Origin of the sequence: Nocardioides sp. CER19 (genome assembly GCF_029846275.1) — a bacterium.
Classification (GTDB): Bacteria; Actinomycetota; Actinomycetes; order Propionibacteriales; family Nocardioidaceae; genus Nocardioides.
Genome location: NZ_JARVWS010000001.1, coordinates 566,445 through 582,799, shown reverse-complemented (window position 1 = coordinate 582,799; position 16,355 = coordinate 566,445). Strand labels below are relative to the sequence as shown.

Here is a 16,355-nt window from a genome sequence, read left to right as displayed (position 1 = left end):
CGAGGCGGTGGAGGTCGGATCAGAGCCCGACATGGCGGTTGACGTCCTTGTAGAGCAGGTAGCGGAAGAGCCCGGGCCCGCCCGCGTAGCAGGCCTGGGGGCAGAAGGCGCGCAGCCACATGAAGTCCCCGGCCTCGACCTCGACCCAGTCCTGGTTGAGGAGGTAGACGGCCTTCCCCTCGAGCACGTAGAGCCCGTGCTCCATCACGTGCATCTCCGGGAACGGGATCGCTCCCCCGGGCTCGAACGTCACGATGTTGACGTGCATGTCGTGGCGCAGGTCGGCGACGTCGACGAACCTCGTGGTCGACCAGGCGCCGTCGGTCCCGGGCATGTCGATCGGCGTGACGTCCTGCTCGCGGGTGACGAAGGCGTCCGGCACGTCCAGGCCGTCCACCCGCTCGTAGCGCTTGCGGATCCAGTGGAAGGTGCCCGGGCCGGCGCCACGGTTGTGCAGCGACCAGCGCGCGCCCGGCGGCAGGTAGGCATAGCCCCCGGGCGCCAGCTCGTGCTGCTCACCGTCGAGGGTCAGGACGAGCGTCCCGGCGACGACGAACAGCACCGCCTCGGCCGCGCGGTCGGCCTCCGGAGCATCCGAGCCGCCGCCCGGCGCGACCTCGACGACGTACTGGCTGAACGTCTCGGTGAACCCGGACAGCGGACGCGCGAGGACCCACAGGCGCGTGCGCGCCCAGGTCGGCAGGTAGGAGGCCGTGATGTCGCTGAGCGTGCGGGCAGGTATGACGGCGTACGCCTCGGTGAACCGGGCGCGGTCGGTCGTCAAGGCCGTCTGCGGCGGGAGCCCGCCCGCTGGGACGTGGTAGGAGCTCTGATTCATGGACGACCTCTCCTCAGGAGCTGCCCGCGCGGCTCGCCGTCGACCGCGACCCCGCGCAGCCAGGTCTGCCGCACGACCCCGTGGAGGGAGCGGCCGGCGTAGGCGGAGATCGGGTTGCGGTGGCGCAGCGCCGCGACGTCGACGGTGAACTGCTCCTCGGGAGCGAACCGGACCAGGTCGGCGTCCGCCCCGAGCGCGATCCGGCCCTTGTGCTCGAGGCCCACGCGGCGCGCCGGCGCGGTCGCCATCCAGCCGGCGACGTCGACCAGCGGGAGACCGCGCTCGCGGGCTCCGGTCCAGACGGCCGGGAGGCCGAGCTGGAGCGAGGCGATGCCGCCCCAGGCCTGCCCGAAGTCACCGCCGCCGCGCCGCTTGAGGTCGGCGGTGCACGGGGAGTGGTCGGAGACGACGAAGTCCACGTCGCCAGCGGCGAGCGCGCCCCAGAGCGCCTCGCGGTTCGCCGCCTCCCGGATCGGCGGGCAGCACTTGAGCTCGGTGGCTCCGTCGCCGATGCTCTCCGCGTCGAACGTGAGGTAGTGCGGGCACGTCTCGACCGTCACGTCGGCACCCGCGGTGCGGGCCGCACGAAGGGCGGGTAGGGCGCTCGCGCTGCTCAGGTGGACGATGTGCGCGCGGCCGCCCGACTCCCGCGCCTGTGCGAGCACGAGCTCGATGGCGGCGACCTCGGCCTCCGGGGGACGCGACGCGAGGAAGCCCGCGTAGCCCGCGCCGCGGAGGGCGGTCTCGTCCAGGAGGCGGCCGTCCTCGGCGTGCACGATGAGCAGGGCCCCGAGGCGGGCGGTCTCCTTCATGGCCAGCGCGAACGCGTCCGGCTCCAGGTGCGCGAACTCCTCGACCCCCGAGTCGAGCAGGAAGCACTTGAAGCCGAACACCCCCGCCTCGTGCAGGGCCTCGAGGTCCCCGAGGTTGCCGGGCACGGCGCCGCCCCAGAAGCCGACGTCGACGTGGACCTGTCCCGCGGCGGCCGCCTGCTTGGTGCGCAGGTGGGCGACGGTGGTCGTGGGCGGGATCGAGTTGAGCGGCATGTCGAGCATCGTGGTGACGCCACCGGCCGCGGCCGCGCGCGTCGCGGTGGCGAAACCCTCCCACTCCGTGCGACCCGGCTCGTTGACGTGGACGTGCGTGTCGACCAGGCCTGGAAGCAGCACCTCGTCGTCCTCGAGCGTGACCACCGACCTCGCGGCCGGTGCGTCGTCGAGGGAGGTGAGGGCGACGATCCGACCGTCGCGCACGCCGACGGCGGCCGCCACCTCGCGCGCCTCGACGACCGCGCGGCGAGCGCGGACGACGAGGTCGAGCTCAGCTGCCACGGTAGGTGGAGTAGCCGTAGGGGCTGAGGAGCAGGGGCACGTGGTAGTGCTCGTCGGGATCGGTGACGGTGAAGACCACGACGACCTCGGGGTAGAAGCCGTCGACGTAGTCGCCGGTGTCGAAGCGGACCACGTAGTCGCCCGGATCGAGCCCATCGGGACCGAGACCGCCGACCCGCCCGTCGGCGTCGGTGGTCGCCTTGGCGAGCAGCTCGCCGTCGCGGGTCTCGAGCCGGACGGCGATCCCTACGGCCGGTCTGCCCGCGCTGGTGTCGAGGACGTGCGTCGACAGGGTGCTCATCGGGCCTGCTCCAATCTGAGGAGGGCGATCTCTCGCAGGTTGTCCACGGTCTCGGTGCGCTCGGTGGCGTCGTCGTTGCGGAGCCGGCGGTCCAGCTCGCCCAGGATCTCCTCGCCGTCGCGGCCCGCGGCGCGGATGAGGAACACGCGCCCGAAGCGCGCCTCGTAGGCGGCGTTGCCGGCGGCCAGCCGCGCGGCCGTGTCGTCGGCGGACGGGTCGATCCCCGACTGCTCCGCCTGCGACCGGTCTCCACCCCGCTCGCCGATCCGGGGATGACCGGCGAGCGCCTGGTCGAGCTCGGCGTCGCTGAGCTCGGCGGCCGCCGCGGCCGCGGCCTCGAGGAGCGCCCGCTGGTCGGCGTACGGCTGCCCGGCGAGGACCTCGTCGGCCCAGCGCGGGACGGAGAGGCAACCGAGCAAGGTCTCGCGGGTGGTGCGCGCGCCCATCAGCAGAACCCCGGCACGGCCAGCCAGGCGTCGCCCGCCGGTGGTGCGTCGTCGCGGATCACCTCGGCCTCGATGAGCCCGTAGGGACGGTCGGCGGCGATGAAGACCTCGCCGTCGTTCGTCAGCCCGTCGACGCGGAAGCCGCCGAAGTCGACGAGGAAGTGGTGCTTGTTGGGCGCCGAGAACCGCACCTCGGCGAGGTCCGGCTGGCTCTCCAGCAGCGCTGTGCCCATGGCGTGCAGCGTCTCCTGCAGCGCACGGGAGTAGGTGCCGGCGAAGGTCTGGAGCAACGTGTCGAGCCCCGCGGCGTAGGACTTGTTCCAGTCGACGCCGTCGGTGGTGCCGTGTCGCCAACGGGCGACGAGGGCCGTGGCGAGGATCCGGTCGTCCGTCTCGGGGAGCGTGGTGAACTCGTCGGTGAGGAAGCCCTTGAACTCCGAGTCGGTGGAGTTGAGGAGGACGAGGTCGCGGACGCCGGAGACGACATGGGTCGCGCTGCGCGTCACGGTCACCACGGCCGTGCGGACACCGCCACCGCGCCGCACGAACGAGTGGTCGCCGAGCCGGTCCCACGCGTACTCCTCCACGCGGACCTGGGCCTGCGCGGCCGCGGGCGTCGCCTCCAGGAGCCGGTTGCCGAGGGCGAGCGCGTAGTCCTCGATGGAGTCGACGCCGTGGAGCTTGGCGTAGGCGAACGCGGTGTTCTTCTGCGTGTCAGTGGGGAGCACGTTGGCCTGGTCCCCGGTGGTGTGCGCGTCCGCGAAGTCGCCCCGCAGGGACGTCGACACGTTGAGGTCGCGGATCTCGTGTCGCGCCGTGTCGCGCACGATCCGCACGACGCGGCTCTCGGCCTTGCCGTACTGGTTGGCCCCCAGGATGAGCGTCATGACGGTGTGCTCCTCGGTCGGTGTCGGGCGAGGATCTCCAGCGCCGCGGTCGTGAGCGACGTCGCGCCGACGACCTCCGCCTCGTCCACCGCGCCGCAGTCCAGGCCGCGCAGGACGTACGACGACAGGGCGCGTGCGGTCGCCGGCTCGTCGGCGATGCCGCCGGTCACGTGTCGCGCGTAGTCCGCCAGCCGGGTCAGGGCTCGCGGCAGCCCCTCGCGGAAGAACGCGTAGGTGGCGGCGTAGCGGGTCGGCAGCTGGGCGGGGTGGAGGTCCCAGCCCTGGTAGTAGCCGCGCTCGAGGGACCTGCGGACGAGCTGGTGGTGCAGCGACCAGGCCGCCTCGACGTCGTGGGCGTCTCCGACCGGGAGGACGTTGGTGGAGCCGTCGGAGAGCCGGACGCCGGTGCCGGCCGCGGCGGCCTGCATGACGAGCTTGGCGTGGTCGGCGACCGGGTGCGCCATCGACTGCTGCTCCGCGGCGATCCCGCAGAACGCCGAGTAGTCGTAGGTGCCGTAGTGCAGCCCGGTGAGGCGCTCCCCCGCGGCGTGGACCATCCGGGCGACCAGCGCCGTGCCGTCGGCGCCCAGGATCGACTGCGGCGTCTCGACCTGGATCTCGAACCGCAGGCTGCCCGCGAGCAGGTCCAGCTCGTCCTCGAGGACCGCGCAGGTGTGCAGCATCGCCTCGACCTGGTCGACGCTGGTCACCTTCGGCAGCGTCACCACCCAGCCCTCCAGCGACCCACCGCCCTCGACCAGCGCCGCGACGAACCCGGTCAGGGTGCGCACCGACCGGTGCCGGGTCGGTCCCTCGAAGGACTTGACCCGGATGCCGCCGAACGGGGCCGCCGCTCCGTCGCGCCGGCTCGCCGCCAGGGCGGTCGCGGCGCGGACCAGGTCGACGTCCTCGTCGGCATCCGTCCTGCCGACGTACCCGTCCTCGAAGTCGATCCGCAGGTCCTCGACCGGTTCCGCGGCGAGCTTGGCGCGGACGCGGACGACGATGTCGTCGTCCCGCACGAGCCGCGCGAAGCCCTCCGCGTGCTCGTCGAGGGCACGCAGCGCCGCCGAGCCGTAGGCAGCCACGAGGCCGGCGTCGTAGCGGTCGGCCGGGACGTAGACGGTGTGGACGGGCTGGCGGCCGGGCCGCTCGCCGGGGTAGCCGCGCTCGAGGGCAGCGTCGGCGCCGGCCAGCCGCGCGTCGAGCTCGACGGCCAGCTTGTCGGCCACGGTGGTGGGGTCGGCGCTCACGTCTCGTCCGCCGCTCGGGCCGCGTCCGCGCTGACCCACTCCCGCGACGCGAGCCAGGCCGCGGCGACCGACAGGGCGATGGCCGCTGGCTCCTTGCTGGTGGTGAGCCCCGGCAGCCCGATCGGGGTCTGGACGCGGTCGATCTCGTGGGCGCTGAAGCCGGCGGCGGCGAGCTTGGCCCGGAAGCGCGCCCACTTGGCCGACGAGCCGATGAGGCCGACCGACCCGAGGTGGGGGCAGCGCAGGGCCGCGTCGATGATCGCGAGGTCCTCGGCGTGGTCGTGGGTGAGCACCAGGACCTGGGTGCCGTGGGGGAGCTCCGCGAGCACGAGCTCCGGGATCACCGGGACGTGGTGGCGGTGCACGCCGGCGACGGCGTCCTCAAGCGGCACCAGCACCTCGGCGTCGAGCCGGGTGTCGCGCGAGTCCACCAGGTGCAGCTCGATGTCGTGGCGCGCCAGGATCCGGGCCAGCTCGACGCCGACGTGCCCCATCCCGAAGATGGCGACCGACGGGACGACCCGCAGCGGCTCCAGCAGCACGGTCACCTCGCCGCCGCAGCACTGGACGCCGTACTCGGGCGGCGCCTTGTCGGAGAGCGAGGCCGTGAACGACGCCGGCTCGACGGCACCGATCTCGATCAGCGCGCGGGCGCGGGCGATCGCGTCCTCCTCGAGGTTGCCGCCGCCGATGGACGACCAGGTCCGTGAGGCGGAGACGACCATCTTCGCCCCGGCCTCGCGGGGCGCATGGCCGCGGACCTCGATGAGCGTCACCAGTACGCCGGCCTCGCGGGCGGTGCGCAACGTGCGCACGGCCTCGATCCAGGCGGTCACGGCGCTGCTCCCGCTGCCTCGCGAGCGGCCGCCAGGGCCCAGTAGACCGCCTCGGGCGTGGCCGGCGAGGGCAGCTCGACGGGTCGGCCCGGGGGTCCGAAGGCCGCGCAGGCGTCGCGAAGGGCCTCCCGCACGCAGAAGGCGAGCATGAGCGGCGGCTCGCCGACGGCCTTGGAGCCGTAGACGACGCCGTCCTCGTGGGCACGCTCCAGGAGCGCGACGTTGAGCTCGGCGGGCAGCTCCGAGAACGACGGCACCTTGTAGGTCGAGGCTGCGTTGGTCGTCAGCCGACCACGGCCGGGCCCGTCGGTCTCGTCCCAGCGCAGGTCCTCCAGCGTCAGCCAGCCGGCGCCCTGGACGAAGCCCCCCTCGATCTGTCCGACGTCGACCAGCGGCGACAGCGAGTCGCCGACGTCGTGGACGATGTCGACGCGACGGGTGGTGTAGCCGCCGGTGAAGCCGTCGACCTCGACCTCGGCGGCGGCGACGCCGTAGGCGAAGTACTTGAACGGCGTCCCGCGCACCGTGCCGGCGTCCCAGCTCAGCCCGGGGGTGGCGAAGTAGCCGGCCGCCCAGAGCTGGATGCGGCGGAAGTAGGCGGCGGAGACGAGCTCCTCCCAGGAGGCGTCGGGCAGATCCGCGCGGACCGGTGCCAGCCGCTCGAGGATCTGGTCGCAGGCGTTCCTGATCGCGCCGCCGTTGAGGTCCGACGAGGACGACGCCGCGGTCGCGGAGGTGTTGGGCACCTTGTCGGTCCGCGTCGGCGCCAGCCGCACGCGCGCCAGGGGCACGCCGAGCGCGGTCGCGGCCACCTGGAGCATCTTCGTGTGCAGGCCCTGGCCCATCTCGGTCCCACCGTGGTTGATGAGCACCGAGCCGTCCTTGTAGACGTGGACGAGCGCACCGGCCTGGTTGAAGGCGGTGAAGTTGAACGAGATGCCGAACTTCACCGGGGTGATCGCGAGCCCCCGCTTCCGGTTCGCGTGGGCGGCGTTCCACTGGTCGATCCAGGCCCGGCGCGCGTCCAGCGAGGCCGTCTCGCCGACCTGCTCCCAGGCGGCCACGAGCCGGTGCGGGTGCCGGACCGGCTGGCCGTACGGCGTCGCCTGGCCCTCGACGTAGAAGTTCCGCCGCCGCAGGTCGGCCGGCGCGACCCCGAGCAGCGGCGCGCAGCGGCCGATGATGTCCTCGATCATCAGCATGCCCTGGGGGCCGCCGAAGCCGCGGAAGGCCGTCTGCGAGGTCTTGTTGGTCTTGGCGACGCGCCCGTGGACCGTGATGTCCGGGATCCAGTAGGCGTTGTCGACGTGGCAGAGCGCCCGGGACAGCACCGGCTCCGAGAGGTCGAGGCTCCACCCGCCGTCGGCGGTGAGGGTGGCCTCCAGGCCGGTGAACAGCCCGTCGTCGTCGAAGCCGACCTTCCACCTCGTGTGGAAGCCGTGCCTCTTGCCGGTCATCGACATGTCCTGGGCACGGGAGAGCCGCAGCCGCACCGGGCGTCCGGTGAGCGTCGCGCCGAGCGCCGCGATCGCCGCCAGGCCGTGGGGCTGCATCTCCTTGCCGCCGAAGCCGCCACCCATCCGAAGGCACTGGACCGTGACGTGGTGGCTGGCGAGGCCCAGCACGTGGGCGACGATCTCCTGGGTCTCGGTCGGGTGCTGGGTGCTGGACTGGACGAAGACCTGCCCGTTCTCGTCCACCTGCGCGAGCGCGCAGTGCGTCTCGAGGTAGAAGTGCTCCTGCCCCGCACAGGTCGTGACGCCCTCGAAGACGTGCCTCGCGCGGGCGAGACCGGCGGCGGAGTCCCCGCGGGCGAGCGTGGGCCGAGCGCCCTGGAAGCTCTCGGCCGCGATCGCCTCCTCGACGGTGACGAGCGCGGGCAGCTCGTCGTACTCGACCTCGACGGCCGCGGCGCCCCGGCGCGCCGCCTCGAGCGTCTCGCCGAGCACCCAGCAGACGGCGTGCCCGTGATACATGACCTCGGTCGGGAACAGCGGCTCGTCGTGCTTGATCCCGGCGTCGTTGAGGCCGGGTACGTCGGCCGCGGTGAGCACCCGCACCACGCCTCGGACGTCGTGGGCCGGGGCCACGTCGAGGCTGGTGACCACCGCGTGCGCGGCCGGCACCTGCACCGGGTGCGCGTGCAGCACGTCGCGCGTCCGCCCGACCAGGTCGTCGGTGTAGAGCGCGCGGCCGGTGACGTGGAGCGCGGCCGCCTCGTGGGGCAGCGCCTCGCCGACGACCGCGCGCTCGGGCCGGCGCGACAGCGGGCTGGTCTCGACGGGATCGGTGGTGGTCGTCATGCCGCCACCTCCTCGAACAGCCTCCGCAGCGACTGGCCGAGCATCGCCGTGCGGTAGGCCGCGCTGGAGCGCTGGTCGGAGATCGGCGTGCCCTCGCCCGCCAGGACGGCGGCTGCACGGTCGACCGTCTCGGCGGTCCAGGGGCTGCCCTCCAGCGCTGCCTCGGTGGCGAGGCCCCGCAGGGGCGTCGCCGCGACCCCGCCCATCCCGATCCGGGCACGGCGGACCACCCCGTCGACCACGTCGATGGCATAGCCGACGGCCACCGACGAGATGTCGTCGAAGCGCCGCTTCGCGATCTTGTGGAACCCGGTGACACCGCTGACCGGGAGCGGGATCACGATCTCGGCGATCAGCTCGCCCGGCCGGCGTACGGACTGTCGGTAGCCCGTGAAGTAGTCGGCGAGCGGAACCGTCCGCGTGCCGTCGAGCGACTCCAGGACCACGGCGGCGTCGAGCGCGAGCAGGACCGGCGGGCTGTCGCCGATCGGCGAGCCCGTGCCCAGGTTGCCGCCCAGGGTGGCGCTGTTGCGGATCAACGGCGACCCGAACTGGCTCGTCAGCGCCGAGATCACGGGCAGTCGGCCGTCGAGGCGCCGCTCGACCTCGCTGAGGGTGAGCGCGGCGCCGAGACGGATCTCCTGCCGGTCGACCGAGAAGCCGCGCAGCTCGGGCAGCCGGTCGACGGCCACGACCAGGTCGGCCCGACGCCCGCGCAGGTTCACCTCCACACCCCAGTCGGTGCTGCCCGCGACGACGGCCGCGTCCTCGTGGTCGCGCAAGGTCGCCAGCGCCTCGGCGAGCGACGCCGGCCTCACGTACGCCGCCTCCTCGTCCCGCAGCCGGGTGGCCACCGCCGCCGGGGCCGCGGTCGCGCGCCTGCTCGCGAGGGGGTCGCCGGCGATCGGGAACCCCAGCGCGAAGGCGGCGTCCTTGATCGGCCGGTAGCCCGTGCAGCGGCACAGGTTGCCGCTGATCGCGTGCAGGTCGAAGCCGTTGGGCCCCCACTGGTCGTGGTGCGGTCCGGTGCCGTTGGTGGCCGCTCGGTCGGCGCGGTAGAACTCCGCGGCCATCGAGCAGACGAAGCCAGGCGTGCAGTAGCCGCACTGCGACCCACCGCGCACCGCCATCTCGTGCTGGACCGGGTGCAGCGAGTCGGGAGCACCGAGTCCCTCGACGGTCACGACCTCCTGGCCGTCGAGCGCCGCCGCGGGGACCAGGCAGCTGTTGACGGCCGTCCACTCGGTCGCCGCCGAGCCGTCCGGGGCCGGCCGCGCCACCATCACCGCACAGGCGCCGCACTCGCCCTCCGCGCAGCCCTCCTTGGCGCCGGTCAGGCCACAGCCACGGAGGAAGTCCAGCGCGTTGGTGTGCAGCGGCACGCCGTCCAGGGCGCGCGGCTCGCCGTTGACCACGATCTCGGCCATGGCGCACACCTCCCTCCGATTGTCATAACCCGGTTCGTGGGCGCTCGCAAGCGATGTCGGCGAAGTTCCCTCGCGCGGGCCCTGGCCGGTCGACCCGCGGACGCGAAGCCACCCGCTACGGGTGACCTCATCCCCTCGTGCCCTGTGAGCAGATGGGCCGTGGCGGGTGCCGCGGGGCGCGACGACGAAGCGAGGAGGCGCACAGGTGACGACGGCAGATCAAGGGACCACGCGACCGGGGATCCGGGTCGGGTCCGTCAGCGAGTTCACGCTCTTCTTCCGGGTCATCCCGGGCCACGCGGACGAGCTGCGCGACGCCCTGACCGCGCTGCAGAACACGCCGGGCTACCGGCCGGGCGACTACGAGGTCGCGATCGCCAGCATCCACGAGGCGCGGTTCGCCCTGTTCGACGACGACACCCGGCTGCTGTTCGCGACCAGCTTCGACGGCTCCTGGGACGCCTACATGGAGGACTTCGCGGCCGGGCCACTGCAGTTGTTCGACGCGATCTTCCGCCACACCGAGGGATACGCCGGCCTGCCCGACGTGGCCGCGGTGAAGGAGTTCATCCTCGGCGCGCAGGTCACCGCGGCGGCGTACGCCCGGAACTACCCCGGCACGGTGAAGGAGCTGCGGAAGGCCGAACGCCTGAGGGGGGCGTTCGACCGGGTCCTCGACGACCCGCGCGCCGAGGAGGCGTTGAGTCACCCGGCGCTCAAGCCGCTCCTCGACGAGGCGGCCGACGCCTAGCCGGACGCCGGGAGGCCATCGTGTCGGACCACATCTCGGGACCGCGGGCGCTCGCGGACCCCATCGCTGACATCACCGACCTCTACGCGTTCCCCAGCCCGGAGCGGCCCGGGTGGCTGGCGCTGGTGATGAACACGCTGCCGTTCGCACCGGCCGATGCGCGGTTCTCCGACGGCCTCGTCTACCGCTTCCGGATCCGCCCGGCGGAGGTCGACCCGGCCTCGCGCCACGTCGGCGCCGCCGACGGGCCGGAGTGGGTGCTCGACTGCGTCTTCGACGCGCCGACCGCGGGTGGCGCCCAGCGCGGTCGCTGCACCCGGCCGGACGGCGAGGTCGTCGCGTTCGACGTCGACGACGAGTCCGGAAAGGACGACGGGGCGGGACTGCGGGTCTTCGCAGGTCCGCGATGGGACCCCTTCATCATGGACGCGCCGGCCGGGCTGCGGACCATCGCCGAGGGGCGGCTCGCCTTCACCGATCCTGGGTCGATCTACCTCGACGGCAAGAACGTGCTCGGGCTGCTCGTCGAGATCGACTGCGCCGCCGTGCTGGGGCGGGTCGACCCGGTCGCGGTGGTCGCCGAGACGCTGACCCGCGGCACGCTCTCCGTCCGGATCGAGCGGGTGGGGCGCCCGGAGGTCAAGAACCTGCTCCTCGGTCCGAAGCAGTTCGACCAGGTCAACCGCGACCTGGAGATCCGGGACCTCTACAACATGGAGGACGCCTTCTCGCTCGGTGTCTCCTACACCGGCGCCTACCGGGCGAGGCTGAACGCCAACCTGGCGTTCTGGGACGGCCTGGACGGGGTCGACCAGTGGCAGCCCGACCCGTCGGGCGGGCACCCGCTGACCGAGCTGGTCCTCGCCGACCACCTCGTCGTCGACCCGTCCCGGCCGTACGCCGAGCGGGGTTCGTTCCTCGAGATCGAGCGGGCCGTGATGGCCGGCGACGTGCCGCGCAGCTGCGGCGGGCGTGCCCTCAACGACGACGTCATCGACGTCCTCTACAACCTCTGGATCAACGCCGGCGCGGGCCCCGCGATCAGTGACGGCGTGGACGCGTCCAGCCGTCCCGCGTCGACCGTCTTCCCCTACCTCGCGCCGCCGAACCCCGACCCGCCGACGCCTCCCGAGCACCACTGACCGACCAGGCGCCGAGGAGGCGACGATGAGCACCGAGCAGCAGCCGGCCCTCGAGCTGGACGACATCCAGGCCGGGGCCCTCCACGAGCGCCCGTCGCCGTACGTCGGCCGCTACCTGCTGCTGCGCCTGCACGACCCGGCCCAGGGCCGTGAGCTCGTCCGCCGCCTGCACTCCCTGCTCGTCGCCGGGAACCGGGCGCAGGGCGCCGGTGCCCAGGCCTGGGCGACCGTCGCCTTCACGTGGGCCGGGCTGGCCGCGCTCGGTGTGCCGCGCTCGTCGCTGGACACCTTCCCGCGGGAGTTCCGCGAGGGCATGGCGGCCCGCGCCCACGAGCTGGGCGACGTCGGCGCCAGCGCGCCGGAGCACTGGGAGTGGCCCCTGGGCACGGATGCGGTGCACGTCGCCGTGTCAGTGCTGGCGCGCGACGAGGAGCGGCTCGAGGCGGTGGCCGCGGGCGCACGGGCGCGCTACGAGGACCTGGCGTCGGTGGAGGTGGTCTGGCGGCAGGACTGCTACCAGCTGCCGTCCGGGCGCACGTCCTTCGGGTTCAAGGACGGCATCGGCAACCCCGACGTCGAGGGAAGCGGTCTCCCCGCACGCAACAGTTCGGAGCGACCGATCAAGGCGGGCGAGTTCATCCTCGGCTACCCCGACGAGACGGGTTCGCTCCCCCCGATGCCGCAACCGGACGTGCTGGGTCGCAACGGGACCTACCTGGTCTTCCGCAAGCTCCACACCGACGTCGCGGCCTACCGCCGCTACCTGCGGGACCGGGCGCGGGACCGCGACGAGGAGCGGATGCTCGCCGCGAAGATGGTCGGCCGCTGGCCGAGTGGCGCGCCGCTGGCGCTGGCCCCTGACGCAGACGACCCGGCGCTCGGTGCGGATCCCGCCCGCAACAACTCCTTCGGCTATCGCGACGACCTCCGCGGCTTCAAGTGCCCGGCCGGGGCGCACGCCCGGCGCGCCAACCCGCGCGACGCGCTCGAGGACGAGCGGAGTGTCGACGTACGGCTGCACCGGATGATCAGGCGCGGCACCAGCTATGGCCCACTGCTCCCCGACGACGTGCTCGAGGACGATGGCGTCGACCGCGGCATCGTCTTCGTCTTCGCCGGGGCACACCTCAAACGGCAGTTCGAGTTCGTGAAGACGCAGTGGATCAACGACGGCGTCTTCATCGGTGCGCCCGAGGAGAGCGACCCGCTCGTGGGCGGAGCGCACGCCCCGACCGACTTCACGATCCCGCACGTGCCGATCCGCCGCCGGCTGCGCGACCTGCCGTCGTTCGTGGTCACCCGCGGCGGCGAGTACTGCTTCGCGCCCGGCCTGCGTGCCCTGAAGTGGCTGGGCGACCTGGACAGCTGAGGAGACCCCGTGACCGACCAGCAGATCCCCCAGACGGAACAGACCACCGAGCGGTGGCGCGCACTCGACTTCGGCCCACCCTCCACCGCGGAGGACACCGAGCCGGTCGTGCTGCTCGACGTCGTCGAGGACGGACGGGTCGCGATCGTCACCCTCAACCGCCCGCACGCCGACAACGCGATCTCCACCGAGATGGGCGCCCTGCTGACCGAGGTCCTGGAGACCGTCGCGGTGCGCACCGCCGTACGGGTGGTGGTCCTCACCGGAGCGGGTGACCGGGCCTTCTCGGTCGGCAGCGACCTGCGCCAGCGCAAGAGCATGACCAAGGAGCAGTGGCTGCGGCAGCGGCAGGACTTCGACCGGACGCTCTACACGCTCCGCCAGCTGCGCAAGCCGGTCTTCGCCGCGGTCAACGGGATCGCGTACGGCGGGGGGTGCGAGGTCGCCCAGAGCACCGACTTCATCATCGCCAGCCGTCAGGCCGTCTTCGGCCAGCCGGAGGCGATGCTCGGACTCGCGGCCGGCGGCGGCTCGCCCGTCTTCCTCCCGCGCCTCCTGCCGCCCGGAAGGGCCCTGCAGATGCTCATGACGGGGGACCCGATCACCGCCGACGAGGCCTACCGGCTCGGCATGGTCAACGAGCTGCACGACCGGGCCGACCTGATGGAGGCGGCGCTGAGGATCGCGCGGAAGATCGCGAGCAACTCGCCGACGGCGGTCCAGGCGGTCAAGCACGCGGCGCGGTCGGGGCAGGGCGAGCCGGTCGAGCAGGCCATCGCGATCATGATGGAGGCCCACTGGCGCTCCGCAGTCCACCCGGACCGCGTCGAGGGGATCGGTGCCTTCAACGACGACCGCGACCCCGTGTTCCGCGACGCGGACTACTGACCGACCCATCGAAGTCACCGGAGGAATCCCCATGACAGTCGAGATCGACGTCCAGCAGGCGCGTGAGCAGCTGGTCATGATCAACCCGCAGCCCTTCAACGCGGAGGCACCCCCGCGAGCGCTCGGCGCGGAGATCACCCCGACGCGGGAGCACTACGTGCGCAGCAACTTCGCGCTGCCGGTCCATGACGGCACGCTGAGCGTCGGCGGGGCCGTCGACCGGCCGCTGTCCCTCACGCTGGCCGACCTGCGCGCGCTCCCGGCCGTCGAGCACGCCGTGACGCTGGAGTGCGCCGGCAACGGGCGGCTCGACACCCGGCCGCTGCCCACCGGCGAGCCGTGGGGCGGGTACGCCGTCTCGACGGCCGTGTGGCGAGGCGCGCGCCTGAGCGACGTACTCGCCGCGGCCGCGCCGCGCCCCGATGGGGTGGAGGTGTGCTTCACCGGTGCCGACAGCGGCAGCTACCACCTCACCCCGGTGCTGCCGGAGACCGGCGACCACCTGACCTTCGTGCGGTCGCTGTCGCTGGCTCATGCGGCCGACCCGGCGTCCGAGATCCTGGTCGCCTACGACATGAACGGCGAGCCGCTCGAGCCCGACCACGGAAGCCCGTTCCGACTGGTCGTCCCGCGGTGGTTCGCCGTCGCCTCGGTCAAGTGGCTGCGGAGCATCGAGGTGCTCACCCGGCCCTTCACCGGCGAGTTCCAGACCGGGCACTACGTCTACGAGTGGCCGGACCGTCCGCACGAGCCGGTCACCTACATGCGGGTCCGCGCCCGGGTGACCGACCCGGCGCCCGCCTCGACCATCCCCGCCGGGACCTGCACGGTGCGCGGCAAGGCGTGGTCGGGAACCGGTCCGGTGACGGCCGTCGAGGTCAGCCTCGCCGGCGCCGGCGAGTGGCAGGCGGCGGAGCTGGATCCGCCGAGGGGTCCCTACGAGTGGCAGAGCTGGACGTTCACGTGGGACGCCACGCCGGGGCGGCACTCGCTGCGGGCGCGGGCCACCGACGCCGCCGGCAACGTCCAGCCCGACGTACCGCCCTGGAACCGGCTGGGCTACGGCAACAACGCCGTCGAGGTGCAGTACGTCGACGTGGTCGGTCAGTAGCCGGTGCCCTGCTTGACCTGCTGCCGCTCCGTCTCGTGGGCGCCGCCCTTCTTGTCGAGGGTCTTGCAGGCCTCGTGCATGTCCCGGGTCAGGCGCTCCACCTGCTCGCGGCTCATGGTCTCCTTGACCAGCGCCCGCAGGATCTTCACGTGCTCGGCGTTCGGGGGCAGCGTGTAGGCCGGCACCATCCACCCGCGCTCGGCCGAGAGCTGCCAGGCGATGTCGGACTCGTCGTACCCGTTCTTGCCGGCGAGCCGGAACGCGACCAGCGGGAGCTGCTCGAGGTCGCTGCCGATCACCTCGAAGCGTCCGCTCTCCGCCGCGTGCCCGGCCAGCGCCCGCGCGTTCTCCTGCATCTGGCGCATCACGTAGGTGTAGCCCTCCCGGCCGAGCCGGACGAAGTTGTAGTACTGCGCCAGGACCATCGAGGCGCCCGTGGAGAAGTTGAGGGTGAACGTGGCGTCGGTCTTGCCGAGGTAGTTCTCGTAGAAGACCAGGTCCTGAGCGAGGTCGGACTCCTCGCGGAAGACCAGCCAGCCGATGCCGGGGTAGACCAGGCCGTATTTGTGGCCCGACACGTTGATCGAGCGGACCTGCTCGAGCTGGAAGTCCCACCTCGACTCCGGGAAGAGGAACGGCCACACGAAGCCACCGCTCGCCGCGTCGACGTGGATGGGGATGTCGAGCTCGCGCTCCTCCTTGACGCGCAGGAGCAGCTCGTTGATGCCGACGACGTCGTCCTTGTGCCCGGTGAACGTCGTCCCGAGGACGGCCACGACCCCGATCGTGTTCTCGTCGAGGTGGGGCTCGACGTCGTCCGGGCCGATCGTGTACTTGTCCTCGGCCAGCGGGATGATCCGCGGCTCCACGTCGAAGTAGCGGCAGAACTTCTCCCAGACGACGTGGACGTCGCCGCCGAACACCAGGTTCGGCCGGTCGAGCGACCCGCCGGCGGCCCTGCGACGCTCGCGCCACTTCCACTTCAGTGACAGCGCGCCGAGCATGATCGCCTCGGACGACCCCTGCGTCCGGCACCCGGTCGTGGGGCCGGGCGCGTGGAAGAGGTCCGCCAGCATCCGTACGCACCGTTGCTCGATCTCGGCCGAGATCGGGTACTCCGCGTGGTCGATGAAGTTGCGGTGCAGGTTCTCCGCGATGATCCGCTGTGCCTCCGGCTCCATCCACGTCGTGACGAAGGTGGCGAGGTTGCGTTGCGGGTCGCCCTCCATGGCGACGTCCTCGTCGACCAGCCGCATCGCCTCCAAGGCGGTCATCCCCGTGTCGGGGAAGTGGGTCGCCGGGGCGGGCTGGGTCAGGAACCGGTTGCCGTACAACGCCGCTGCGAAGGAGTCGCCACTGGTCATGCGGTCGAGTGAACGCCCATCGTCAACGGCCCGAACCAACCGAAAAGGGTGAGGTCCACGGAGAAGGGCTCCGCCGGTATGGGAGCACGATCCGGTGAGACGCTGCGC

15 protein-coding genes are annotated in these 16,355 nt (G+C 72.6%); 5 read left to right on the top strand and 10 right to left on the bottom strand.

Annotated features, from left to right (window positions below; genetic code table 11):
* Positions 1-19: 19 nt before the first annotated feature.
* Genes QDS12_RS02885 through QDS12_RS02845 form a run of 9 tightly spaced genes read right to left on the bottom strand, consistent with a single transcriptional unit; the run spans position 20 to position 9,622 of the window.
* Positions 20-838: a bifunctional allantoicase/(S)-ureidoglycine aminohydrolase gene (locus QDS12_RS02885; protein ID WP_279876735.1), complete on the bottom strand. Its 819-nt coding sequence runs from the start codon at positions 836-838 to the stop codon at positions 20-22.
* Positions 835-2,169, bottom strand: coding sequence for an allantoinase AllB (allB, locus tag QDS12_RS02880; RefSeq protein WP_279876734.1), 1,335 nt, complete (start codon positions 2,167-2,169; stop codon positions 835-837). Before allB ends, QDS12_RS02885 begins: the two co-directional genes overlap by 4 nt.
* Positions 2,159-2,470, bottom strand: coding sequence for a hydroxyisourate hydrolase (gene uraH, locus QDS12_RS02875; RefSeq protein WP_279876732.1), 312 nt, complete (start codon positions 2,468-2,470; stop codon positions 2,159-2,161). The genes allB and uraH overlap by 11 nt, the downstream gene beginning before the upstream one ends.
* Positions 2,467-2,916 (bottom strand): 2-oxo-4-hydroxy-4-carboxy-5-ureidoimidazoline decarboxylase, encoded by a 450-nt coding sequence (uraD, locus tag QDS12_RS02870; protein ID WP_279876730.1) that lies wholly within the window; start codon positions 2,914-2,916, stop codon positions 2,467-2,469. The genes uraH and uraD overlap by 4 nt, the downstream gene beginning before the upstream one ends.
* A complete protein-coding gene (pucL, locus tag QDS12_RS02865; protein WP_279876729.1) occupies positions 2,916-3,803 on the bottom strand; it encodes a factor-independent urate hydroxylase in 888 nt (295 codons plus the stop codon). The genes uraD and pucL overlap by 1 nt, the downstream gene beginning before the upstream one ends.
* A complete protein-coding gene (locus QDS12_RS02860) occupies positions 3,800-5,056 on the bottom strand; it encodes an aldolase (RefSeq protein ID WP_279876728.1) in 1,257 nt (418 codons plus the stop codon). Before QDS12_RS02860 ends, pucL begins: the two co-directional genes overlap by 4 nt.
* Entirely contained in the window at positions 5,053-5,892 is an 840-nt protein-coding gene (gene xdhC, locus QDS12_RS02855; RefSeq protein ID WP_279876727.1) for a xanthine dehydrogenase accessory protein XdhC, read from the bottom strand. Before xdhC ends, QDS12_RS02860 begins: the two co-directional genes overlap by 4 nt.
* Positions 5,889-8,195, bottom strand: coding sequence for a xanthine dehydrogenase molybdopterin binding subunit (xdhB, locus tag QDS12_RS02850; RefSeq protein WP_279876725.1), 2,307 nt, complete (start codon positions 8,193-8,195; stop codon positions 5,889-5,891). The genes xdhC and xdhB overlap by 4 nt, the downstream gene beginning before the upstream one ends.
* Complete coding sequence (locus QDS12_RS02845) at positions 8,192-9,622, bottom strand: FAD binding domain-containing protein (protein ID WP_279876724.1); 1,431 nt, start codon at positions 9,620-9,622, stop codon at positions 8,192-8,194. Before QDS12_RS02845 ends, xdhB begins: the two co-directional genes overlap by 4 nt.
* A 205-nt stretch (positions 9,623-9,827) precedes the next feature.
* Here QDS12_RS02845 and QDS12_RS02840 point away from each other — a divergent pair, with 205 nt between their 5' ends.
* From QDS12_RS02840 to QDS12_RS02820, 5 genes are read left to right on the top strand one after another with little or no spacing between them, the layout of a single operon-like run.
* Complete coding sequence (locus tag QDS12_RS02840; protein ID WP_279876723.1) at positions 9,828-10,373, top strand: hypothetical protein; 546 nt, start codon at positions 9,828-9,830, stop codon at positions 10,371-10,373.
* 20 nt (positions 10,374-10,393) lie between these two features.
* Positions 10,394-11,515 (top strand): DUF4331 family protein, encoded by a 1,122-nt coding sequence (locus QDS12_RS02835; RefSeq protein WP_279876722.1) that lies wholly within the window; start codon positions 10,394-10,396, stop codon positions 11,513-11,515.
* A gap of 25 nt (positions 11,516-11,540) precedes the next feature.
* Entirely contained in the window at positions 11,541-12,884 is a 1,344-nt protein-coding gene (locus tag QDS12_RS02830; protein WP_279876720.1) for a Dyp-type peroxidase, read from the top strand.
* A gap of 9 nt (positions 12,885-12,893) precedes the next feature.
* Complete coding sequence (locus QDS12_RS02825; protein WP_279876718.1) at positions 12,894-13,772, top strand: enoyl-CoA hydratase-related protein; 879 nt, start codon at positions 12,894-12,896, stop codon at positions 13,770-13,772.
* Between the two features lie 31 nt (positions 13,773-13,803).
* Complete coding sequence (locus QDS12_RS02820) at positions 13,804-14,883, top strand: sulfite oxidase (RefSeq protein ID WP_279876716.1); 1,080 nt, start codon at positions 13,804-13,806, stop codon at positions 14,881-14,883.
* Here the strand turns inward: QDS12_RS02820 and QDS12_RS02815 are convergent.
* Complete coding sequence (locus QDS12_RS02815) at positions 14,877-16,247, bottom strand: glutamate decarboxylase (protein ID WP_279876715.1); 1,371 nt, start codon at positions 16,245-16,247, stop codon at positions 14,877-14,879. The two genes, QDS12_RS02820 and QDS12_RS02815, sit on opposite strands and share 7 nt — an antisense overlap.
* Between the last annotated feature and the right edge of the window lie 108 nt (positions 16,248-16,355).